The sequence below is a fragment of the Nonomuraea sp. NPDC049714 genome (assembly GCF_044465295.1).
In the GTDB taxonomy this organism is placed as follows: Bacteria; Actinomycetota; Actinomycetes; order Streptosporangiales; family Streptosporangiaceae; genus Nonomuraea.
Genome location: NZ_JBITLM010000015.1, coordinates 116,650 through 134,283 on the forward strand (window position 1 = coordinate 116,650; position 17,634 = coordinate 134,283).

At 69.5% G+C, this 17,634-nt stretch carries 19 protein-coding genes; 5 read left to right on the forward strand and 14 right to left on the reverse strand.

From position 1 onward, the window contains the following. Position 1: 1 nt before the first annotated feature. From ACIBQX_RS42145 to ACIBQX_RS42160, 4 genes are all read right to left on the reverse strand, one after another. Positions 2-199, reverse strand: a complete 198-nt coding sequence (locus tag ACIBQX_RS42145) for a hypothetical protein (RefSeq protein ID WP_397014840.1) — start codon at positions 197-199, stop codon at positions 2-4. Positions 200-731: 532 nt separating this feature from the next. Further along, positions 732-1,304, reverse strand: coding sequence for a dienelactone hydrolase family protein (locus tag ACIBQX_RS42150; RefSeq protein ID WP_397014842.1), 573 nt, complete (start codon positions 1,302-1,304; stop codon positions 732-734). A gap of 103 nt (positions 1,305-1,407) precedes the next feature. Then, positions 1,408-2,049 (reverse strand): GNAT family N-acetyltransferase, encoded by a 642-nt coding sequence (locus ACIBQX_RS42155; RefSeq protein WP_397014844.1) that lies wholly within the window; start codon positions 2,047-2,049, stop codon positions 1,408-1,410. Positions 2,050-2,123: 74 nt separating this feature from the next. Continuing rightward, positions 2,124-3,380, reverse strand: coding sequence for a TetR/AcrR family transcriptional regulator (locus ACIBQX_RS42160; RefSeq protein WP_397014846.1), 1,257 nt, complete (start codon positions 3,378-3,380; stop codon positions 2,124-2,126). Positions 3,381-3,458: 78 nt separating this feature from the next. On the opposite strand from ACIBQX_RS42160, the gene ACIBQX_RS42165 reads away from it, so the two are divergent. Continuing rightward, the gene (locus tag ACIBQX_RS42165; protein WP_397014848.1) at positions 3,459-4,253 is read left to right on the forward strand and encodes an NAD(P)H-binding protein; all 795 of its coding nucleotides are present in this window, start codon (positions 3,459-3,461) and stop codon (positions 4,251-4,253) included. Here the strand turns inward: ACIBQX_RS42165 and ACIBQX_RS42170 are convergent. Together ACIBQX_RS42170 and ACIBQX_RS42175 are read right to left on the reverse strand one after the other, a co-directional pair. Further along, positions 4,233-4,694, reverse strand: coding sequence for a hypothetical protein (locus ACIBQX_RS42170; RefSeq protein WP_397014850.1), 462 nt, complete (start codon positions 4,692-4,694; stop codon positions 4,233-4,235). The two genes, ACIBQX_RS42165 and ACIBQX_RS42170, sit on opposite strands and share 21 nt — an antisense overlap. Positions 4,695-4,821: 127 nt before the next feature. Continuing rightward, positions 4,822-5,583 (reverse strand): MerR family transcriptional regulator, encoded by a 762-nt coding sequence (locus ACIBQX_RS42175; protein WP_397014852.1) that lies wholly within the window; start codon positions 5,581-5,583, stop codon positions 4,822-4,824. A gap of 69 nt (positions 5,584-5,652) precedes the next feature. Between ACIBQX_RS42175 and ACIBQX_RS42180 the strand changes: the two genes are divergently transcribed. From ACIBQX_RS42180 to ACIBQX_RS42190, 3 genes are read left to right on the forward strand one after another with little or no spacing between them, the layout of a single operon-like run. Beyond that, positions 5,653-6,516, forward strand: a complete 864-nt coding sequence (locus ACIBQX_RS42180) for a MerR family transcriptional regulator (protein WP_397014854.1) — start codon at positions 5,653-5,655, stop codon at positions 6,514-6,516. Continuing rightward, a complete protein-coding gene (locus ACIBQX_RS42185) occupies positions 6,513-7,061 on the forward strand; it encodes a hypothetical protein (RefSeq protein ID WP_397014856.1) in 549 nt (182 codons plus the stop codon). The genes ACIBQX_RS42180 and ACIBQX_RS42185 overlap by 4 nt, the downstream gene beginning before the upstream one ends. A 39-nt stretch (positions 7,062-7,100) precedes the next feature. Continuing rightward, on the forward strand, positions 7,101-7,355 hold the full coding sequence (locus ACIBQX_RS42190) for a helix-turn-helix domain-containing protein (RefSeq protein WP_397014858.1): 255 nt from the start codon (positions 7,101-7,103) through the stop codon (positions 7,353-7,355). A 9-nt stretch (positions 7,356-7,364) separates the two neighbouring features. Here ACIBQX_RS42190 and ACIBQX_RS42195 read toward each other — a convergent pair whose 3' ends face one another. From ACIBQX_RS42195 to ACIBQX_RS42230, 8 genes are all read right to left on the reverse strand, one after another. Next, positions 7,365-8,384, reverse strand: coding sequence for a tyrosine-type recombinase/integrase (locus ACIBQX_RS42195; protein ID WP_397014860.1), 1,020 nt, complete (start codon positions 8,382-8,384; stop codon positions 7,365-7,367). An 83-nt stretch (positions 8,385-8,467) separates the two neighbouring features. Then, complete coding sequence (locus ACIBQX_RS42200) at positions 8,468-9,997, reverse strand: helix-turn-helix domain-containing protein (RefSeq protein ID WP_397014862.1); 1,530 nt, start codon at positions 9,995-9,997, stop codon at positions 8,468-8,470. A 16-nt stretch (positions 9,998-10,013) separates the two neighbouring features. Continuing rightward, the gene (locus ACIBQX_RS42205; RefSeq protein WP_397014864.1) at positions 10,014-11,717 is read right to left on the reverse strand and encodes an enoyl-CoA hydratase-related protein; all 1,704 of its coding nucleotides are present in this window, start codon (positions 11,715-11,717) and stop codon (positions 10,014-10,016) included. A 1,274-nt stretch (positions 11,718-12,991) separates the two neighbouring features. After that, positions 12,992-13,246, reverse strand: a complete 255-nt coding sequence (locus ACIBQX_RS42210) for a hypothetical protein (protein WP_397014866.1) — start codon at positions 13,244-13,246, stop codon at positions 12,992-12,994. Positions 13,247-13,310: 64 nt separating this feature from the next. After that, positions 13,311-13,745, reverse strand: coding sequence for a ribosomal protein L7/L12 (locus ACIBQX_RS42215; protein WP_397014868.1), 435 nt, complete (start codon positions 13,743-13,745; stop codon positions 13,311-13,313). An 847-nt stretch (positions 13,746-14,592) separates the two neighbouring features. Then, positions 14,593-15,270 (reverse strand): DUF952 domain-containing protein, encoded by a 678-nt coding sequence (locus ACIBQX_RS42220; protein ID WP_397014870.1) that lies wholly within the window; start codon positions 15,268-15,270, stop codon positions 14,593-14,595. Then, on the reverse strand, positions 15,267-15,821 hold the full coding sequence (locus ACIBQX_RS42225) for a GNAT family N-acetyltransferase (protein ID WP_397014872.1): 555 nt from the start codon (positions 15,819-15,821) through the stop codon (positions 15,267-15,269). Before ACIBQX_RS42225 ends, ACIBQX_RS42220 begins: the two co-directional genes overlap by 4 nt. Positions 15,822-15,875: 54 nt before the next feature. Then, the gene (locus ACIBQX_RS42230; RefSeq protein ID WP_397014875.1) at positions 15,876-16,199 is read right to left on the reverse strand and encodes a DMT family transporter; all 324 of its coding nucleotides are present in this window, start codon (positions 16,197-16,199) and stop codon (positions 15,876-15,878) included. 117 nt (positions 16,200-16,316) lie between these two features. Between ACIBQX_RS42230 and ACIBQX_RS42235 the strand changes: the two genes are divergently transcribed. Further along, a complete protein-coding gene (locus tag ACIBQX_RS42235) occupies positions 16,317-17,246 on the forward strand; it encodes a radical SAM protein (protein ID WP_397014877.1) in 930 nt (309 codons plus the stop codon). Positions 17,247-17,634: the final 388 nt, after the last annotated feature.

Here is a 17,634-nt window from a genome sequence, read left to right on the forward strand (position 1 = left end):
GTCAGGTGACGTTCGCTCTGGCGACGACTCCGCGTAGGCGCTCGTCCTGAGCGTGGCGGTTTCGCCAGAGGATGTGGCGGCGGATCATGCTGCCCTGTTCGGCGTGGTCGGTGCCGTCGAGGGTGAAGTAGCGAAGAGCGGTGAACTGGGCTTCGATCCGGTTGAGCCAGAAGGAGTTCGTCGAGAACGAGAAGCGCACCACGTAGGCGATCTCGACGTTGTCAGCGGCCGCCCAGGTGCCGACGCACTGGCACCTGGGCGTGGCCAGGTGCGGGGAGAAGTTGTCGCCGACGATCCCGATACGGGTCTGGGGCGGGTAGAGGCTGCGCAGGTAGCGGCAGAACTCCAGGAACTGGGTCCGCTTCGAACTGGGTCCGCTTTCTGACCGGCTTGATGTGGCCGTAGAGCTTGTCCCGGGCCAGGTCGAGTGCGGCGAACAAAGGAGACGCCTTCCTCGCGGAGTAGGATCCGCAGCCCCTCGTGGCTGATGTCGTCGACCACTTCCTCGGCGACCAGGAAGTCCGCCAGCTGTCAGGCTCCAGTAGTTTTGATCTACAGTGTAAAGCCGATCTCTTAGAGATAAATCAAGTTCAACAAATGAAGACAACAGCAAGCGTCCAGTCGGCAACGCAGCTGGTGGGACCGTACGCGTGCGCGGCTGTCACGAGCGGCGGGCGGCGGGGCCTACGGTGGCCGGTCACTGGTGGTGCCGCACCGGTCCTTGCTTCCTGTCAGGGGGTGCGGAGGAAGGTCAGCGTGTGGTCCAGGAGCAGGGCGGTGGCCTTGGCGTCGTAGGAGGGCAGCGAGCTGTCGGCGAACAGGTGCTCATCGCCGGGGTAGAGGTGCAGCTCGGCGTCGGGAACCTGGTCGACGAGCGCGCGGGCGGCGTCCGCGTCACCCTCGTCGGTGAACACGCGGTCCGCTTCCATGGCGTGGATGCGGACCGGGACCGCTGCCGGCCATGGCCCGAAGAAGGAGCTTGGCACGCAGGCGTGGACGAGCACGGCGCCGCGTGCGCCCGGCCGGGTCTGGGCGAGTTTCTGCGCGGGGAGCACGCCGAGGGAGAACCCGATGTAGACCGGTTCCGCCGGAATGTCCGCCGCTGCTCTCGCGCCGCGGTCGAGGATCTCGTCGACGCCGATCTCGTCGGAGTACGCCAAACCCGCGTCGAGGGTGTCGAAAGTACGGCCGTCGTACAGGTCAGGAGTGTGCACGCTGTGCCCATGGCCGCGTAGTGCCTCGGCGAAGGCGGCCACGCCCGGGGTGAGGCCGAGGGCGTGATGGAACAGCAGTACGTCGGCCATCGTGAACCTCCGAAGACGGAAACGATCCATGACTCTAACCCGCCGCCAGGCTGTCGGCACCCCGCCTGCCGTGCCTGCGCCCCGGGGTGTAGGCCGTCGCCCCTCAGCGCAGGTTCTTGACCATCGTCTGCTGGTGAACCCGCCTGCCCTCGTGTCGGAGGCCGGGTATCAGCGGCGTCGGGCCGTGCGCGGCGAATCCGGCGCGCTCGAAGAAGCGCACCGCCCGGGTGTTCTCGGCCACCGTCTGGAGGTGGCAGCCGGGGGAGCCGGCCGCCTTCAGGCGGTCGAGCCACACCGCCATCAGGGCGTCGGCGGCGCCGGTTCCGCGCGCCTCGGGGGCGACGTTGATGTGCAGGTGCGACGGCCATCGTGCGTCGGTGAAGTCGCCTGCGGAGGGCCTGCCCCGGATCTTGGAGACCGTCAGGTCGGCGAGGCTGCGTGCGAAGAAGGTCGCGGGTCCGCGCCGGAGGAAGAGGCGGTACTTCCTGATGGCGTTCTCCATGCGCTCGGCCTCGCTGGGGAAGGCCGCGCCGTCGAGGCAGCCCGCCAGGTAGCCGACCAGGGCGCCGTCGGCCGGGGCGACGAACAGTGAGCCCGGCTCCAGGTCCATGTAGGGGTCGAGATAGATGGCCGCCTCGGACTCCTCGTGTCCCCAGAGTGAGGCGGTGGGCGCGCCCTCGCCGGCGCGGACGAACAGCTCGCGCAGCTGGGCGCGGTCGGTCTCGGCGAACATGCGTGCTTCCATTGCGCCCCCTTTCTGCGTACAACATACACGATTCTGCGTATGCCATACGTTGTCAGGAGGCTGCAGTCCCCCCTTCACGCCTGCTGGCTGGGCCGGCTGAGAGAGCGGATGTGCGCCTCGACGCCGTCCAGCGCGCGTTCCAGGCCGAAGACGAAGTGATCGTCAGGAGCTCCCGGGTCGTCGCCGAAGGCGCCCTCGTCGAGCGCGGCACGTAGCCCGGGCAGACGGCCCGCGCCGGTCACCCGCCGCAGGAACGGCTCGTACCCGCTCCAGCGCCGCAGGGTTTCGGGCTCGGTGTCGAGCGTGATCGCCGCGGTGATGCGCACGTGGCTCCACACATGCCCGCTGATCAGCAGCTGGGTGGCGAGCTTGGCTCTCGCGGGCAGGCCGGTGTCCTGGAGGATCAGCAGGAACTGGTCGAGCCAGGCGAGCTGGTGGGGTGTGGCGGGCGGTCCCTTGGGCGTCAGCAGGTGGACCGTCCAGGGATGGGCCAGGATCGCCGCGCGCATCGAGGTGGCCCACGACTCCAGGCCGCGCCGCCAGCCGAGGCCTTCGGGCAGCGGCGGAGGCGGCCCGACGGCGGCGTCCAGCATCAGCGTGAGCAGCTCGTCCTTGGTGGCGACGTAGCGGTAGAGCGCCATGGTCGAGCTGCCCAGCCGGTTGCCCACACGGCTCATCGAGACCGCGTCCAGGCCGTCCTCGTCGGCGACCTCCACGGCAGCGGAGACGATGCGCTCCAGGGTCAGTCCGCGCTTCGGCCCTTTACGTGGACGGTCACCCAGGCCCCAGGCCGCCTTGATGCTCGCCGGGAACGCCTGGTCACCGTCGCCGTCGAGGCCGTCGAGCATGAAAGACAGGAAGTGCTCCGGGATGACGCCCGGGCGGCAGGCGAACACGTTGAGCAGTTCCATGAGGTCGCCGGTGCCGACGTCCGACCGCATCGCGCCGTCCGCCTGCGCCTGCCGTACCAGCTCGTCGAGTCGCCGTACGAGCGCCTGTCTCGCCTGCGGCGCGGAGGTGCCGGCCAGCGCGGCCGCGACGGCGCCGCGGCCCTTCTCGACGCTGTAGACGACGAACGCGCGAACGGCCGCCCACGCGTCCGGCTCGGCCGCCTCCGCGCGGTCGAGGGCGGCCATGAGCTCATGGACGTAATGCTCCGCCAGGGCGGCCAGCAGCACCCCGCGGTCGGGGAAGCGGCGGTAGAGCGTGCCGACGCCGACGCCGGCCCGGCGGGCGATCAGCTCCATCGGCGCGTCCGAGCCGCGCTCGGCCACCACGTCGCGTGCCGCCTCCAAGATCCTGTCCCGGTTGCGGCGGGCATCGGCGCGCATCGAACCCCCTTGAAGTGGACGACAGGATTCCGCCTAGTATAGAACCGGAAACTGACATTCCGGTTGATGGGGGTTGCGATGATTGTGGTGACCGGTGCGACAGGCACGATCGGGCGTGCGCTGATCGAGGAGCTCGGCGGTGCGGCCCGAGCCGTCGTACGGCGCGCGGAACAGGGCGAGGAGCTGGGATGCGACTACGTGGTCGGCGACCTGGAACGGCCGGAGAGCATCCCGATCGAGCCCGGTGACAGGCTCTTTCTCAACAGCGCGCTGTGGCCGGGGTTCGTGCGAGCGCACCAGGCGGTCATCGATCACGCGGCAGGCGCGGGTGCGGCGCAGGTGGTGAGCGTCTCCGTGCGCGGCGTGACGTCGAGCAGCCTGCTCGGCTTCGGCATGCACGGGCAGGTCGACGAGCATCTCAAGGCCTCGGGAGTGCCGTGGTCGATCCTGGCGCCCGTCGGCTTCATGCAGAATCTCGCGAGCGATGTCGACGAGGAGGGGCGGATCTTCGGCTCGTACGGCAGGGGCGGCGTCGGCTACATCGACGCGCGTGACATCGCGGCGGTCGCGGCCGCGCTGCTCACGCGTCCCGTCGGGGCCGACGCCACGTACGAGCTCACGGGGCCGTCGGCGCCCACGCATGACGAGGTCGCCGCTGAGCTCACCCGCGCGCTCGGCCGGACCGTGCGTTACCTGGACCTGTCGCCCGAGGAAGCCGCCGTTCACCTGGAGAAGCGCGGCATGCCCGGCCAAGCGGCCCGCGACCTGGCCGAACTCATGGCGCAGATCGGGGATGGGCGCTGGGCGAGCACGACCACGACCGTGGCCGACATCCTGGGACGCGAACCGCGTTCACTGCGGGAGTTCCTCTGAGGTGCTCCAGGGGCTCCAGAGGGCGCGGATGCGGGCGGCCACCTCGTGCGGTGACCGGTCATCGGTGTCGATCCGCAGGTCGCCCGCACCGGCATGGTCGAGGGCTTCGGCCGCGCGGGCGGCCTGTCGGCTGACGCGCCGTAGGGCGGCGGGGCCGAGCCCGCGCAGCTCGTCCCCCGGTATCGCCGGCCCGCCTCCCCGGCCGCGCAGCGCGATACGTCCGGCCAGCGTGCCGGGCCGGGCGTGCAGGCGGAAGACCGTCACGGTGGCGCCGGGCAGCAGGGCGGCGTAGTCGCGGATGGCGCCGGTGGTGTCGGCCTCGCCGGAGACGATCAGACACTGGGCGCCCGCCGCGCTGTACCCGGCCCAGACGGCCGCGAGATTGCGCGCCTTCAGCAGGTGACGGCTCAGGGCGGGGCGCAGCGCGCCGATCTGCTTCATGTCGACGTACGCGGCCCGTACGCCACCGCAGGGGCATCATGCCCGCGACGCTAGCGACCGTCCGGCGCGGCATGCCACCCGATTATCCCTATGAATCTACATTGTAAAGGTCGTGGGTGTGTGCAACTCACCTACCACGCAGACAAGCATTGGCAGCGATGGCCGAACGCAGGTACCGAGCCAGGCCGGGTGCGTGGGCGTCGTGGGTGGCGGTGAAGCGCGGGTCGGACACGTACAGCTCGCCCAGGCATCGGTGGACCTCGTGGTCGCAGGTGTAGAACCAGCGGCTGATGTGCAGCCGGTGCCGTTCGGCCAGGTCCATCGCCTGTTCGCCGTCGGGCGGCAGGCCCACCTTGAAGGCCGCGACGAGGTCCTCGGTGATGGCGGCGGCCTCGGCCTTGAGTTCCTGCCAGTCGGCCTTGGTGTAGGAGGCGACGCGGCGGCGGCTCTGCGCGTAGGCCTCGGTGCCGCCCCAGCGGCGTTCGACCTCGGCTTCGTGGTCCTCGGGGTGGAAGTCGCCGAAGAGTTCCAGGCGTTCCTGCGGGGTGAGGGCGATGCCGAGCGAGCGTGCCTGCATCGCTCGTTCGACGGCGGCGATGACGTCGCGGAGGCGCTCGGACTTGCGGGTGAGGAGCTCGTGCTGGCGGCGTAGCTGGGTGAGTTCGTCCACTTCGGGGTTGTCGAGGATGACGGCGATCTCGTCGAGGGGGAATCCGAGTTCGCGGTAGAGGAGGATCTGCTGCAGCCGGATGAGATCGTCGTCGGTGTAGCGGCGGTATCCGGCGCTGGTGCGCTCGCCGGGGGTGAGCAGGCCGATTTCGTCGTAGTGGTGCAGGGTGCGCACGGTGATTCCGGCGAGGCCGGATACCTGGCCGACAGACAGACTCATGCTTCCCAGGATGCGGCCTCACGTTACGTCAGGTGCAACTCGCTGGACTCTCCCGTGGGGGGAGGGAGCATGCTGGTGGGCGTGGGAGATGATCTGCTGCCGATCGGGCAGTTCGCCCGGCTGGCCCGGTTGAGTGTGAAGCAGTTGCGGCATTACGGCGAGCTGGGGTTGCTGGAGCCGGCGTATGTGGATCCTGATTCGGGTTACCGCTATTACCGGGCGTCGCAGGCGCGGGCGGCGCTGTCGATCGGATTGCTGCGTTCGCTGGATGTGCCGCTGGCGGTGATCGGTGAGGTGCTGTCGGGCGCGTTGGGGGCTCTGGACGAGGTACGGGATTCGCTGGAGGAGGAGCTTGCCCGGCGGAGTCGTACGTTGGCGTCGCTTGAGCGGGTGATGGCGCAGGGGTTGCCGTCGGCGGTCGTGCGGGTGGTGAGTGAGCCGGCTCGGCGGGTGGCGGTGGTGCGTGAGGTGGCGGCCGGGCCGCGGGAGATCGGGCGGGCGACGTCGGCCGCGGTCGCGCGGGTGGTGGCGGCTGTGCGGGGGCTTCCGTCGTGGGCGTCCGGTGGGCCGGCGGAGAGGGGCCCGGCGGAGGGGGAGCCGGTGGAGGGGGCTGGGATCCGGCTGGTGGGGCTGTTTCCGATGGATTTGGGAGAGGTGGTGGAGGTCGAGGTCGCCTGTGTGCTGGCGGCCGGGGTGGCGTTGCCGGGCGGGGTTCGGGAGGGGGTGTTGCCAGGGGGCCGGTTCGCGATTGCCACGCATGTGGGGCCGTACGACCAGATCGGGTTGACGGTGCATGCGGTGCTGGCGTGGTGTGCGGAGCGGCGGTTGCGGGTCGGGGGGCCGATCCGGGAGGTGTACGTGTCGGATCCGGCGGTGACGCCGGCCGATGAGCTGGTGACCGAGGTGATGGTGTGTCTGGAGGAGGAGTGGTGAGTCCTGAGCTGGTGACGTACGGCCAGGTGACGTGCGTGAACGTGTCGGGGATGGGGGAGCCGGGCGGGGCGGAGCATCTGGCCGCGATCCGGGCTCTGTATGCGGTGGCGGCCGGGATGGGGGGTGCGGCGGGGCCGTTGGAGGGGTTGTGGTGGGTGGAGGACGAGCGGCCGGCGTTGGAGGTGCCGAGGGAGTTGTGGCGGTGGCATCTGTTGCTGCCGCTGGCGGGTGTGCCGGAGCCGGGTCTGCTGGAGCGGGCCAGGGAGAGGGCGCGGCCGTCGGGTGCGGCGGTCGATCGGGTGCGGGTGGCGTCGCAGGCGGAGGGGGAGTGCGTGGAGTTGCTGCACGTCGGCCCGTTCAGTGAGGAGCATCGGTCGTTGCGGGTCATGGACGCGTTCATGGCGGAGCGGGGGTTGGTGCGGAACGGGCCGCACCATGAGGTGTATGTGACGCCGTTGGATGATCCGGCTCCGCGGGTGGTGCTGCGTCAGCCGGTGCGGGCGGCCGGCCACGCTGATGGTGGTGACTCCGACCGCAGGCGATAACTATAACGGTATTTCTATTGGGGATATAGACTCGGGTTCATGGTGCGACCCCCGCTGACCCCGCAGGAACGCCTCCGCGGCGAAGAACTCGGCCGGCTGCTGCGTCAGGCCCGAGGTGAGCGCAGCATCGTCGAGGTCGCCGCCGCCGCCGGCATGTCCGCCGAGACCCTCCGCAAGATCGAGACAGGCCGGATCGCGACGCCGGCCTTCTTCACCATCGCCGCGCTGGCCGGCGTGCTGGACGTGCCCCTCGACCGGCTCGCCGCGGGGGCCGCCCCCGCGGTCCCGACCTGACGCCCGGGCTCAGTCGGCCGGTTTCGGGTCGCGCAGCAGCGGATGCGCCCGCATCGCCACCTCCAGCTCCCCTGGTAGTTCGTCGCGGTAGCGGCCCAGCGTGGACAGGTCGCTGTGCCCGAGGACCCGCCGGACCGCGTCCATGTCGACGGCGTCGGCCAGCAGGTGGGTCGCGGTGGTGTGCCGGAGACCGTGGGGGGTCACCGACCGGCGCTGTGCCGGATCGACCTCCCGCAGCACGCGGTCGATGACCGCCTGCACGTCGCCGCGCGCCAGCCTGCGTCCCCGCCAGGACAGCAGCAGCGCCTTGTCCTGCGTCGCGGGCCTGCCCCGCTGCAGATAGGCCTCCAGGACCGCCGCCACGTCATGGGGGAGGGGCACGTCGCGGGTGCGGCCGCCCTTGCCGAAGATCCGCCAGTAGCGGACGCCGTCGTTGGTGTAGAAGTCTTCGACGTTGGCCCGGACGAGCTCGGACACGCGTGGGCCCAGCGCCGTCAGCAGCAGCACGACGAGCGCGTCGCGCAGCTCGGTCCGCTGATCACGCCGCCGGCCCGGGCGCCGTGGCTCCTCTCCCAGGGTGCGGGCCGCGCCGACGAGCCCCTGGGCCTGCTCGCGGGTGAGCGCCCGTCGTTCGGGGCGCAGCCCGCCTCGTTCCTTGGCGGTCACGGTGGCCAGCGCCATCGGGTTGATCTGCACCCATCCGGCGAGGGTGGCGTGTTTGAACAGGGCGGAGATCGATCGGCGGAAGCGCGCCTGGGACGAGGCGGACTGCCGGGCGCCGGGGTCGGTGGTGCGGCGGCCGTCGGGCTTGCGGGCGAACGTGAGCAGGATCGCGTCGACGTCCTCGCCGGTCAGGTCGTCCAGCACGGTCCGTTCGCCGGCCAGGGCGACGAGGGTCGCCACGTCTCGTGCGTACACCTCGGCGGTGGCGGGGGACAGCGCCCCGGTCAGGGTCTTGGCCCGGACCAGCTCCACATAGCGATCAGCCGCCTCCACCACCGTCAGCCGGTCGAGCTCCGCAGGCCGCACCGTCCCCCCTCACTGTCGTGGACGATCCATTCAGGCATGGAAGATCCATCAGGAGACGGTAGCGGCCCGCACCGACAGAATGTTCAGATGTCGCGGAAGGTCTCGATCCGCGCCCCGAGCGCGTTCAGCCGCTCGGCCAGGTCCTCGTAACCCCGGTTGATCACGTACACGTTCCGGAGCACCGAGGTGCCTTCGGCGGCCATCATGGCGAGCAGCACCACGACCGCGGGCCGCAGCGCGGGCGGGCACATCATCTCCGCAGACCGCCACCGGGTGGGGCCCTCGACCAGCACCCGGTGCGGGTCCAGGAGCTTCACCGAGGCGCCGAGCCGGGTGAGTTCGGTGAGGTAGATGGCCCTGTTGTCGTACACCCAGTCGTGGATGAGCGTGGAGCCCTGCGCCGCGGCGGCGATGGCCGCGAAGAAGGGCACGTTGTCGATGTTGAGGCCGGGGAACGGCATGGGGTGGATCTTGTCGATGGGGGAGACGAGCTTCGACGGCCGGACGGTGAGGTCGACCAGGCGGGTGCGGCCGTTGGCGGCCGGGTACTCGGCGCCCCGGTCGTGGTCGAGGCCCATCTCCTCCAGGACGGCCAGCTCGATCTCCAGGAACTCGACCGGCACCCGGCAGATGGTCAGCTCCGAAGAGGTGACCACGGCGGCGGCCAGCAGGCTCATCGCCTCCACCGGGTCCTCGGAGGGGGAGTAGTCGACGTCGCGCTCGATGGAGGGCACGCCGTGCACGGTGAGGGTGGTGGTGCCGATGCCGTCCACGCGCACGCCCAGCTGTTCCAGGAAGAAGCAGAGGTCCTGGACCATGTAGTTGGAGGAGGCGTTGCGGATCACGGTGACGCCGTCGTGGCGTGCGGCCGCGAGCAGGGCGTTCTCGGTCACGGTGTCGCCGCGTTCGGTGAGCACGATCGGCCGTCTGGGGGACACCTCGGGGTCCACGCGCGCGTGGTAGAAGCCGCCGGTGGCGGTGATGTCGAGGCCGAAGTGCTTCAAGGCCGACATGTGCGGCTGGACGGTGCGGGTGCCGAGGTCGCAGCCGCCCGCGTACGGGATGCGGAACTGCTCGGTGCGGTGCATGAGCGGCCCGAGGAACATGATGACGCTGCGGGTGCGGCGGGCCGCCTCGGTGTCCATCGCCTCCAGGTCGAGGCGGGCGGTGGGCACGATCTCCAGGTCGCTGCCTTCGTTGATCCAGCGTGCCCGCACTCCGATGGAGGCGAGCACTTCCAGGATCCGGTAGACCTCTTCGATGCGGGCGACCTTGCGCAGGATCGTCCGCCCGGAGTTCAGCAGTGACGCGCACAGCAGGGCCACGCAGGCGTTCTTCGACGTCTTGACGTCGATGCTGCCTGACAGGCGGCGGCCGCCCACCACCCGCAGGTGCATGGGGCCCGCGTAGCCCAGGGAGACGATCTCGCTGTCGAGCGCCTCGCCGATGCGGGCGATTATCTCAAGACTGATGTTCTGGTTGCCGCGCTCGATCCGGTTGACGGCGCTCTGGCTCGTCGCCAGCGCGTCGGCCAGCTGGAGCTGCGTCCAACCACGATGCTGGCGCGCGTCCCGGATGAGCCGGCCGATTCGCACAAGATAGTCGTCTGCCACAAGACGACAACCTATCTCACATATGAGATGGTCTCGCGTTCGGCGCGGCCGACGCGCCGGACAACTCCCGATGAACCGCCAGATGCTCCGGCGTGGCCTCGGCCTTCCGCTTCAGCACGAACCCTTCCCGCGCCGCCCGGAAACCGCACCGGTCGTCGAACATGTCCCGGCTCATCTCCGCCAGCTCCTCCACCCGGTACGCGTCCAGCGGTTTACGCCGCTCGTCAGCCTCCCGCGCCGCCTGCTTGGCCGTGAGCAGCCCCTCGTAGTTCGGATCCACCGCCAGCTTCTCGGCGTACTCCAGGACGGTCCGCTCGAACTCCGGCCGCGTCCCCGCCACCACCTTGTCGGCCAGCCCGAGCTCGCCGGCCTCCAGCGCGCCGATCGGCAACGCCTCCTGCGTCAGCCGCGCCGCCTGCTCCGCGCCCACCCGGCGCGGCAGCGCGTACGTCCACAGCTCGCTGCCGAACAGCCCCATCGTCCGGTAGTGCGGATTCAGCACAACGCCGGCGCGCATGATCACCCGGTCGCCGCCCAACCCCATCATCACCCCGCCGGCGCCGGCGTTCCCGCCCATCGACGTCACGACCAGCTGCCCGGTGCACCAGATCACCTCGCGACAGACCTGGTTGATGGCGTTGATGTTCATCCACGCCTCCAGCTCCGGATGCTTGGCCGCCTGGATCACGTTCAGGTGGATCCCGTTGGAAAACGTCTCGCCGCCACGCACCACCAGCACCCGCGTGTCCTGCGCGGTCGCGTACCGCAGCGCCGCCGCGAGCCGCCGGCACTGGTCGGTCGACATGGCGCCGTTGTAGAAGTCGAAGCTCACCACCCCGACGCCGTCACTGCGGTCGTAGGTGATCTCGCTGTAGCCGGCGACCTCCTCGGCACCGGCGATCCGGTCACCGAGGACGGCCGCGGCCGGCAGCTTGACCGCGCCGGGCTCGTCCGGCCGCAGATGGCCGACCCACACCGTGCCGTCGCCGGTACGCACCAGCACCGCGCCCTCGCGCCGCCCCGCGATCGTGCCCGGCTCGCCGGGCATGACCGGCCCCCGGTAGACGTCGAACACGCGTACCGCGAGCCCGCACAGGGTGGCCCGGCCGCCGGGCGCGCCGTCGGCCGCCCGCACCCGCCGCAGCACCGTCTCGGTCGGCGCGGCCCACGACACGTCGCGGTCGGCGTGGCGCATCGCCGGGCGCAGCCGTCCCACCACCTCGGGGCGGCGGGGGTCCAGCGGGGTGGGCAGGAACGCCGGGTCCGCGGCCTTGGCCGCCACCTCGAGCACGAGTTCCACCGCGGCGTCCGCCACCGGCCCGTTGTACAGCGCGGACTTGCGAGGCGGTTCGGCCGGCATCGGGAACATCCGGTAGCCCCAGATGGGGCCGGCGTCCATCTCCTCCACCGCCTGCAGCGCGGTCACCCCCCACTGGGGTTCGGCGTCGGCGATGGCCCAGTCCAGCGATGAGGGGCCGCGGTCGCCGGGAGGCCCCGGATGGATGATGATCGTGCGCTGCGTCTGCCACAGCCGCGCGGGCACCTTCTCCTTCAGGAACGGGCAGATCACCAGGTCCGGCTTGGCCAGCTCGGCCGCTTCGAGCATCACCTGCTCCGACAGCGCCAGCTCCACGCTGACGTCGTGGCCGGCCCGGCGTAGCTCCAGCCAGGCGCGCTGGGTCAGGCCGTTGAACGAGGAGCAGAGAAGCAGGATACGCAAGGGGAGTTTCCTTCTGAGGGGATCGACCAGGGGGGACGGGGCGGTCAGGCGGCGCCGGGCGGCGGGGGAGCCCAGTGGCCCCAGCTGTTTACGGCAGCCCCATATGACCCGTTCATCCGTCGATGCTGACATGGCCGGGCAAGCCCCGCTGACACATCACGATAAAAAGCCGCCCGTGTTGGCATCATTCGTCAGCTTTTGTCGGGATTTTTCTTGCGAAGTGTGGCGAAACTTCGCATCTCACCTCAACGCGCCACACGACCGAAAACCCCCACCCTCCGTACGACCCCACCCGCGAACCGTCACCGGACACCGCTCGTCCAGATCGAAGAGCCGGCCGAGCGGCGCAACCGCCTGGCCCCCACCGCCCCTCAGGAACATCGGCCGGCCCGGAGCCCACCGCGTCCCTTTACCCGGTTCGTACCCTCGTCGTTGTCCTCACGATCGACGTCGTCATCGTCTGGAGGAGTTGTCGGAGGATCTGCGTGCGGATCGTCCGTTCCGGGCCTATCGGACGGGAGCGGGACGGAGCGCACGATGGACGAGTACGCGGACATCATCGATACGCTGTCCGAGCTGCGGCTGGGCTGCGGGGGTGGTCGGCCGGGCCGGCATGGTGGTCGGTCGCGGTCTCGTCGTGAGGACGATGTGGCCGAGCGGCTGGACGACCTGAGCAGGGCGGTGGAAGGGCCGGCGCGTCAGGTGCGGACCCTGCGCCCGGAGGGGGAGCCGACGCCCAAGCCGCCGTACGCGCGGCACGGCGCAGGTCATGCTCGACGCTACTGGCGCGGTCGAACGCTTCGTCGATCAGGTCGCCGAGGTAACGGGTGTGCCTCTGCGGCGCTGTCTGGTCATGGTCGTCCCCCTTCGTGTGTCCGGCTCGATCGCGGCACGGGCGGCGTCGAACGTTCTCCGACGGGACCGCGGGCGGGGTCAGAAGGAGGTGGATCCGCAGCAGCTCTCTTCTCTGCGGAAACGCGCGGCCGGAGCGGGGAGGGTCTTTTGTGGGCGACATTCTGGGCGTTGAAGATCACTGTGCCGATAGGGCGCCGGGGGAGTGCCTGGAGGAAAAGGGGTCCTGCGAACGCTTTGCCGACCCGCCATCCGCCGGGTGCGGGCGGGCGTAGGGGCGCCTCGTGGCTCTGCGGGAGATCTCGTGTGCCGGGCATGGCATGGCGAACGTGGTGCCGTCAGCCGCCGTGGCCGAGGGAAGCCATACCAGACAGAATCCAGCTTCTGTCTGGTATGGGTGCTTTTGTGGCGATTTGGTGTGGTTAAAGGCGGTTGACGAAACGGGTGGCCGCGCGGTGGCTCATGCCGGTCTCGCCGCGTACGAGGAAGACGGCTTCCTGGATTTGACCCATCGCCTTCATCTCGCGCGCCTGGTCGACCAGGCCCGGGTTGGGGGTGGGGCTGTTGCGGGGGTTGCGGGTGAGCCGCACGGCCAGGACGATCAGCAGGATGATCGCCGCTGTGACGACGACAGTGAGGGCGACGAGACCGCCGGTGGAGATCGCCAGGCTGGGCATGTCTCGATCGTATCGCCGTTCCGGCGTGCGGATCAGAGGCGGTTTCGCCAGTAAGCCCGTACGGTCACAGGCTGTCGACGAACAGGGTGGCGCCGGCCTCGTCCATGCCGGTCTCGCCGCGTACCAGGAAGACGGCCTGCTCGGTGCGGCCGGACTCCTTGAGGCGGCGTACCCGGGTGGCGAGGTCTTCCTGGGGTGGGGCGTGCTGCTGGGTGACGGGCGGGTGGAGGGGGCGGCCGGCGGCGAGTCCGTCGATGGCGTCCTTGGCCTGTTTGAGGCCCATGCCGGTGTGCTCGCGCAGGAGTTTGATCGCTTGGATCTTTCTGTCTCGCCTGATCAGCTCGCGTAGAGCGCCGTCGAGTTCCTCGGGTGCGTACGGGGGTGCTTTCGTGATGCCTGCGCGTCGGCGGTTGATCACGACGCTCATGGTGATGGCGATGGCGCCGACGAGGAAGATGCCGATGGCCAGCAGTTCCATCACCGAGATTCCCATGGGCATGGGCGGGATCGTATCGTGCGGGATCCGGATATGTCAGGCGTCTGTGCGGAGTGGATCGGCGCCTCTGCGGTTGCTTGATAATGGACATTATGTCAAGTAGCGCGGTTTCGGAAGGGGGTGGGGCTCCCCTGCGGTGTGCCGGTCCGATTGTCGGCAGCGAGTCGATGTTGGTCAGATATGGCTGTTTTGGGCCTGCCGGATTCGGGTCCTGTGAGATGCGTTACCTCACGGTGCGTGAGCGTTCCGATGGGATCTGTGGTTTGTCGGGTGGTGGTGACGGATCCGTGTGAGAGTTGGTGACTCTTGTGTCGGAGGTGTCAGGGCTGGTCACTGTGGGTATTGTCAGGGCCTTTCGAGATCTTGGGTGGGGTTCTGGGGGTCACTCCCCTGGTTTGCGTGATTGCGCCGTTAGATGCGCTGTGTGCTTGACAGCGGCTCTGACTTGTCGTTGATTCACTGTCGTTGGCTCTGTGTGGCGTTTAGGGTGGTCTTCTGCTATCGCGCCGCGAGAGGAGCAGCACGTGGGGAACGAGTCTGTGTTATGTCAGGTGTGCCAGGGGGTTCTCCCGGCATCGGGCCGTGAGGCGTACACGCCACTGCGTGGGCGGTTGATCGTGACGAATGGCTACTGCGGGGGTGGCTGCGCCGAGCGGCGTGGGCTGGGTGAGCGGGGCCTGTCGGCTCAGCAGCCGCAGCAGCAGCACCAGGAGGAGCAGTTGCGTCCGGTGCCGCCGGCCGGTCCGGTGCGGGGGCAGCAGATTCCGGTGGCTCCGGGAGTGCATGTTTCGCGTTGAGGTGCCGCCGTCGGGTGGGGCGGTGGCGTTGATGAACGGGTTTGCTGAGTTTTCTACTGGTGGCCTTGGGTGGTGTGCCAGTAGTCGCGGGTCTGTACGGCCAGGCCGTCACGGTTGAAGCGGGCGAATACGCAGCCTGCGATGGTGACGGGCTGGTCGTTTTCTTGTGCGTGGACCCGGAATTCGATGGCGGCTCGGTCGCCGTCGACGAGGGGGGTGGTGAAGGTGACGTGGGGTGCGCTTTCGCCGGTGAAGGACCAGCGGATGTAGTCGGCGATGGCTTGTTTGCCGTGGTGCGGGGGTCTGAACGGCATGGAGGTGTGGACGGCGTCGTCGCTGTAGAGGGCGATGATGGCGTCGGTGTCGTGGTGGGTCCAGCCGTGTTGCCAGGTGTCGGCGAAGCGCTGGGCGGCGTCTCGGGGGTTCATGGGTGCGGGGCGGGTGTAGGGGTGGGTGGCGGTGACGGCGGTGATGGGTAGGGGCCCGTACAGGTGGGGGTAGCCGTTCTCGGTGCGGATGTCGAGGCCGGTGGGGTCGATGTCGAGGATGAGCAGGGGTTCGGTGAGGTGGCCGTAGAAGGCGGTGTGGACGCCGTGGAGTTGGTCGAGGTCGCGGCTGCAGTGGATGAAGCCTTCTTGGTCGAGGGTGCGGCCGAGGGTGGAGATGCGGTACTCCCCCGTGTTCTGGGCGTGGGTCCAGTCGGTGTGGAGTGCGAGGTGGTGGATGGTCATGGGGTCCATTCGGTTTCGAGCATGGCGTAGACCATTTCTGAGGACCATTCGCCTTTGACGCGTTCGTTGTCGATGAGGTGGGCTTCGCGGCGCATGCCGAGTTTTTCCAGGACGCGGGCGGAGGCGGTGTTGCGGGCGTCGAGGCGGCCGATGATGCGGTGCAGGCCGAGGTGTTCGAAGCCGAGGCGGAGCATTTCGCGGGCGGCTTCGGGGGCGTAGCCGTGGCCGTGGTGGGTGGGGTTGAGGATGTAGCCGATCTCGCCTTGGCGGTGTTCCTGGCTGGTCCAGATGAGCAGGCAGTTGCCGATGAGGTCGCCGGTGCCGGGGAGGGTGATGGCGAGGTCGACGGCGTCGCCTTCCTGCAGGAGGGCGGTGCGGGTGATCTTCTTGTCGAGGAAGGCGCGGGTGGTGTCGAGGTCGCGTGGTCCCCAGTAGAGGTGGCGGGTGACGTCGGGGCGGGATTCGTAGGCGTGCAGGGGGTGGAGGTCGTGGGGGGTGAAGGGGCGCAGGAGGAGGCGGTCGGTGGTGATCGGGTAGTGGGGTTTCAGCACGGGGGCAGTGTAGGGCGCTGGTCGGGCGGGGTGCGAGGCGTTTTGGTGCGGGTGTCAGTGGGCGCCTGCGAGGTTGAGGACGACGACGCCGCCGATGATGAGGAGGATGCCGCCGATTTTGAGTGGGGTGAGGGTTTCGCCCATGAAGGCGGCGCCGATGAGGGCGATGACGGCGGTGCCGGCGCCGGCCCAGACGGCGTAGGCGGTGCCCATGTCGAGCTGGAGTTTGAGTGCTTGGGACAGGAGGGTGAAGGAGGCGATGTAGCCGAGGGCGGTGAGGGTGGTCCAGCCGAGGTGGGTGAAGCCGTCGCTGAGTTTGAGTGCGGTGGTGGCGGTGACTTCGCAGGCGATGGCGAGGGCGAGCAGGAGCCAGGGCATGGGGCCCTTCCGGTGGAGTGGTACGTGGGTGTCAGTTTATGTGGGGTGGGTGTCGGCTTGAAATGGGAGTCGAATGCGTGTTCCACTTGGTGGGTGGGCTGGGATGCGTTACCTCTGGTGGACGCCGTCGATGAGCGGCCGCTGATCGAGCGGCGGGCCGTGGTGCGTGGCGGGTTCTATGAGATGCAGGCTCGCACGATGATCGAGCGGGTGCCGCAGTCCGCGGGCATCGCGCAGCGGTGGGCGGTGTCCCCCTACCGTGGTTGCGCCCATGCCTGCCGCGGTTGCGGTGCCCGCGCGGGGCATCGCCGGCTGGGGTTGGACGCGGGGGCTGATTTCGACACGCGGGTCGTGGTGAAGGCGAACGCGGTGGAGCGGTTGCGTGCGGAGTTGGGCCGGTGGGGTGGTGAGGCGCTGGCGGTGGGGGTGAGTGGTGACTGTTATCAGGAGGCGGAGCGTACGTACCGGTTGATGCCGGGGGTCGTGGCGGCGCTGGCGGGGGCGGGGGTGCCGTTCACGGTGTATACGAAGAGTCCGCTGGTGTTGCGTGACGCTGCGCTGCTGGCGGAGGTGGGTGCGCAGGTGGCGGTGTCGATCGCGTTCGTGGACGAGCGGATCCGGCGGACGGTGGAGCCGGGTGCGGTGGGTGCGCAGGCGCGGTTGGAGTTGGTGTCGTCGCTGGTGGAGGCGGGGGTGGAGTGCCGGGTGCTGATGGCTCCGGTGTTGCCGTTGCTGAGTGATGGGGCGGATCAGCTGGCGGCGACGGTGCGGCGGATCGCGGCTGCGGGGGCGGTGGCGGTGGAGCCGGTGGTGTTGCGGTTGCCGGTGGGGACGCGGGGGTGGTTCGTGGAGTGGCTGGGGCGGGCGCATCCGGAGTTGGTGGCGCGTTATGAGGAGTTGTACGACCGGTCGGGGCTCCCCTCCCCCGGCTATGAGCAGCGCATTCTTGGGCAGATCGGGCAGTTGTGCCGGGGTTATGGGGTGGCGGTGGGGCCGGTGGGGGCGGTGCCGCGGGAGCCTCGTTCGTCGCAGTTGACGGTGCTGTGAGCCGGCTGGAGTCGGTGGTTCCGTGTCGCCGGACGAGCCGTTCCGCTCCGTCGTCAGAATGGGCCTCGCACTCAGCTGTGGACTCCGCACGACGTCCCCTGTAAGGCCCCTGACCCGTCAGGTCGGTTGTCCACGCCACCGGCCTCCCGCCACCCCGGGGTTGGGTGCCGCGCGGGAGTATGGGGCACAGTCCGGTTCGGTTTCCGAAGGTGGAGGTTCGGGTTGGGATGTCGATGGGGACACGCCGCTGGGGCCGGATGACGAGGGTCCGCTGGGGGCGGGCGGTGCGGGGTTAGATGGTGGCTGTGGTGCGGTAGGCACCTCGGTAGGCGTCGCTGTGGGGGTGTGCCGGGTGCGGGGGGTGAGGGATGGGGTTGCGGGAGCGCCG

What these genes read in the sequence shown, in the direction of transcription:
- ACIBQX_RS42150 (WP_397014842.1), bottom strand. Translation starts at nt 1,304, where the DNA reads ATGGCCGACGTACTGCTGTTCCATCACGCCCTCGGCCTCACCCCGGGC.
- ACIBQX_RS42155 (WP_397014844.1), bottom strand. Translation starts at nt 2,049, where the DNA reads ATGGAAGCACGCATGTTCGCCGAGACCGACCGCGCCCAGCTGCGCGAG.
- ACIBQX_RS42160 (WP_397014846.1), bottom strand. Translation starts at nt 3,380, where the DNA reads ATGCGCGCCGATGCCCGCCGCAACCGGGACAGGATCTTGGAGGCGGCA.
- ACIBQX_RS42165 (WP_397014848.1), top strand. Translation starts at nt 3,459, where the DNA reads ATGATTGTGGTGACCGGTGCGACAGGCACGATCGGGCGTGCGCTGATC.
- ACIBQX_RS42170 (WP_397014850.1), bottom strand. Translation starts at nt 4,694, where the DNA reads ATGAAGCAGATCGGCGCGCTGCGCCCCGCCCTGAGCCGTCACCTGCTG.
- ACIBQX_RS42175 (WP_397014852.1), bottom strand. Translation starts at nt 5,583, where the DNA reads ATGAGTCTGTCTGTCGGCCAGGTATCCGGCCTCGCCGGAATCACCGTG.
- ACIBQX_RS42180 (WP_397014854.1), top strand. Translation starts at nt 5,653, where the DNA reads ATGCTGGTGGGCGTGGGAGATGATCTGCTGCCGATCGGGCAGTTCGCC.
- ACIBQX_RS42190 (WP_397014858.1), top strand. Translation starts at nt 7,101, where the DNA reads ATGGTGCGACCCCCGCTGACCCCGCAGGAACGCCTCCGCGGCGAAGAA.
- ACIBQX_RS42210 (WP_397014866.1), bottom strand. Translation starts at nt 13,246, where the DNA reads ATGCCCAGCCTGGCGATCTCCACCGGCGGTCTCGTCGCCCTCACTGTC.
- ACIBQX_RS42215 (WP_397014868.1), bottom strand. Translation starts at nt 13,745, where the DNA reads ATGCCCATGGGAATCTCGGTGATGGAACTGCTGGCCATCGGCATCTTC.
- ACIBQX_RS42220 (WP_397014870.1), bottom strand. Translation starts at nt 15,270, where the DNA reads ATGACCATCCACCACCTCGCACTCCACACCGACTGGACCCACGCCCAG.
- ACIBQX_RS42230 (WP_397014875.1), bottom strand. Translation starts at nt 16,199, where the DNA reads ATGCCCTGGCTCCTGCTCGCCCTCGCCATCGCCTGCGAAGTCACCGCC.